The sequence below is a fragment of the uncultured Meiothermus sp. genome, assembly GCF_937863175.1.
Lineage (GTDB): Bacteria > Deinococcota > Deinococci > Deinococcales > Thermaceae > Meiothermus.
In genome coordinates this window covers 1-2,939 of sequence record NZ_CALMCQ010000135.1, presented here as the reverse complement: position 1 = coordinate 2,939, position 2,939 = coordinate 1, and the positions used below count along the sequence as shown (strand labels likewise).

Sequence of the window (2,939 nt, the reverse complement as noted above, 5' to 3'; positions counted from 1 at the left end):
CCGGGGCCGGGATTGAACAGCACTACATAGGCTGCCGTGATATTGCCCGCAACCCGCCGAACCCAGGCCTCCTCGACCCTGAGACTCTGGGCCAGCACACCCCCCAGCAGTCCGATAAACCCGATCAGAACCAGGGAAATTTTCATCGATCCCTCCGGCCAAAACGCCAGGCCGCACCTCCCAGTGCCAGCAGTATCGCCATCAGGCTAGCCCCAGCAGGCAGGGCCAGGCCGGCCTGGTTCAGCAAGTCTTGCAGCAGAAAGCCAGCAGGCCCTACCAGCACTGGGGCTTCCAGGGCCTCGAGTATGGCCACCCGAACCAGCTCGATGGGGTTGAGCAAAAGGGCTCCGAGCAAAAGGGGCTCGAGCGGATACTCCCGCAGGGCCACCGCCAGCGCTACCACCAGGGGGTCATAGAGCAGCACCAGCAACCCCCACAGCCCCAGTCCCAGCCCAAGCGCCCGACTGGCCTCGAGGCCCGCACTCACCCAGCCCGCCAACCCCACCCATAGCCACAACAAACCCAGTCCTGCTGCCAGCACCAGAATCAGGGACGAGCCAGACAGACCCAGCACGGCCCCCGCAAAGGCCACCCCGCCAAACACGGGCAGACTGAGTCCCAGGCCAATCCCCACCACCCCCGACAGATAGAGCCAGGAGGCTGGCCTGGGCATCGCCGCCCAGAAAACCCACTCTTCCCTCGCACTCAGCAGCGGCACCGCCAGCCCCAGCACCAGGGGGGGTAGCAGCAGGGCCAGGCTGCTATACAGCGATACGACCGCCACCGCCTCCCCCCGACCCACAAAGGCCAGGGCCAGCAGGGGAAGCAGAAGCAGCGGCAGGCTGGTCCAGGGGTTACGCAGCAGGGCCTTGCCGTACAGCAGCGACAGCGATTTCATCTACCAAACCCCGGCACCCACGGCTGTTTACGACCCCGCTCGAGCAACTGCTGCCAGCGCAACTGCTGCCCATCGGCAAACTGAGGCCGCTCGCGCAGATAGGCCGCCGCACCTGCTGCCGCAGAAAAGGCCAGCAACCCTGAGCCCATCGGGGTGCGGATGCGCTCGTGGAAGAGAAACAGTGCTCGCTCGGCGGCGACAAATGCCGCTCGGTTACGCTCCGAGCTGGCAAAGTCGGCAACATAGACCTCCCTGGCGGTAATCTGCGGCCCGCCGTGGCCTGCAAGCTGGTCGAGCAGGCAGCCGGGATCGTCGTAGAAAAAGACCCTGCCCGTGCTGGTGATCACCTGGGCGCTGTACCGAGCATCCAGGATGGTCATGTGGCAGTATGGACAGACATCCACCCCGGTGCGCAGGGGTCTGGGGGCGGCCAGCACGCCGCTCTTAACCAGCGGTACCATCCAGACCATCCCTCTAACAAAACTTCTGCGGTTTATCACAAACCTCCTGTGGGGGTGGGCCAAACCCACCCCCTATATCACCTCAAGAGACCGCTGTGCCTGGCCAGCAGATTAACCAGATTCATGGTTGGCAGGGGTGCCAGGTCGAGCAAGACCTGGTAATTCAGCGTATAGGTTCGTCCCAGGTCGGGGTTCCTGCGGGCGAATACCTCGGCCTCGACTCGAGAGTTAAAGGCGGCCACCTTGGCATCCATCACCACCCAGCCCCGACGCTCCCCCCAGAGGAAGGAAGCCAGGCGGGCGGGCAGCAGCCGGACTGCATTGCGTCCCTGGGCCGGGTCGTAGAGACCCCGATCGCTTACGTAAAAGGTGGTTCCGTGTCCGTCGCGAATACCATGCACCCAGGCATGGTTGATCATGCAGCCAATGGACTCGAAGTGGAGTGCATCCCGCCCGCGCAGCGGTTCTCTCAGGGCGATTTGCGAGTAGGTCTGCTCGAAGAAGCCAGGGCTAAAGGTGCGACCCTGCCAGGCTCCCGGTGCTGGGGTTTGCAGGGGCATCTCGCAAAACTCGCACCGGCCATTCTCCCAGGGGATGGCCCTGGCAGCAATCAAATCGGGGCCAACCGACGACGCAGGGGCGGGTTGTGCAGCCTGAGCCAGAACCTGGGGTGCCGCAGCAGCCAGGCCCAAAACAGAAAGGGTTTTGAGAATATCACGCCGGTTTTTCATGTTTCACCTGTGGTGCAGGGCTTCTCGTATCGGCAATCCGGCCGCCCTCGAGCCAGATCGCGCGTTGGGCCAGAGCAGCGATCTCCTCCTGGCGGTGCGCGCTCAGGAGTACCAGGCCACCCTGGTTTCGATGGTCTTGAATCCAGTGCGTCAGCCGGTGGAGTCCCTGGCTGTCCAGGGCCGAAGCCGGTTCGTCCAGTAGCCACAGAGGAGACTGGCCCTGCAGTCCCGCAGCCAGGGCCAGACGCTGCCGCCAGCCACCCGAAAGCTGGGCTACCGTGCGGTGCATCTGCTCCTCCAGACCCATGTGGTCAACTGCATCTTTAAGCTGGGCGGGGCTGGCCCCTTTGAGCTGCCGGGCAGCCTCGAGCACCTCTTTCACCCGCAGATTGGGCGGAAAGGAGAGCTGCTGGGGAATATAGGCCCGAAGCCGGGCGGCCTCGAGGCTCCGGGGCGGGAATCCAAACACCCTGGCCAGACCCCCGTCCGGTCGAATACGGCCCGCAAGCAGCGCCAGTGCGGTGCTTTTCCCCGCACCGTTGGGCCCCAGCAGGGCCAGGCTGCCCTCGGTTAAGCGCAGGTGCAGATCGTACAGACGACCCTGTTTTGAGAGTCCTACCGCCTCAACCATAAAACCCCCAGCAAGGAAAGAACGCCGAGGGCCAGGGCCCACAGGCCGATCCCGAACCCGGTTGGTTCGGTGGGCTGGGCCTCGCGATCCACCAGGGTCAAGAGCCGCAGCCCAGGTACCCGGTTCTCGGCGGCCTCCCAGAGCAGAATGCCCGGTGAGAGGGCAAACAGGCTCAGGTCGGGCTGGCGGGTTGCCAGCATGGCAAAACTGCTGCTCGG

4 protein-coding genes and 1 pseudogene are annotated in these 2,939 nt (G+C 64.5%); all 5 read right to left on the bottom strand.

The features are described 5' to 3' along the window. Nucleotides 1-142: 142 nt before the first annotated feature. The gene (locus Q0288_RS05445) at nucleotides 143-898 is read right to left on the bottom strand and encodes a hypothetical protein (protein ID WP_299428335.1); all 756 of its coding nucleotides are present in this window, start codon (nucleotides 896-898) and stop codon (nucleotides 143-145) included. After that, nucleotides 895-1,368, bottom strand: coding sequence for a nitrous oxide reductase accessory protein NosL (locus Q0288_RS05440; RefSeq protein ID WP_299428333.1), 474 nt, complete (start codon nucleotides 1,366-1,368; stop codon nucleotides 895-897). The genes Q0288_RS05445 and Q0288_RS05440 overlap by 4 nt, the downstream gene beginning before the upstream one ends. 68 nt (nucleotides 1,369-1,436) lie before the next feature. Continuing rightward, on the bottom strand, nucleotides 1,437-2,090 hold the full coding sequence (locus Q0288_RS05435) for a Tat pathway signal protein (RefSeq protein WP_299428330.1): 654 nt from the start codon (nucleotides 2,088-2,090) through the stop codon (nucleotides 1,437-1,439). Next, nucleotides 2,074-2,721, bottom strand: coding sequence for an ABC transporter ATP-binding protein (locus Q0288_RS05430; protein ID WP_299428327.1), 648 nt, complete (start codon nucleotides 2,719-2,721; stop codon nucleotides 2,074-2,076). The genes Q0288_RS05435 and Q0288_RS05430 overlap by 17 nt, the downstream gene beginning before the upstream one ends. Next, a pseudogene (locus tag Q0288_RS05425) lies at nucleotides 2,706-2,939 on the bottom strand (copper-binding protein); the annotation flags it as partial. The gene Q0288_RS05430 and the pseudogene Q0288_RS05425, both read right to left, overlap by 16 nt.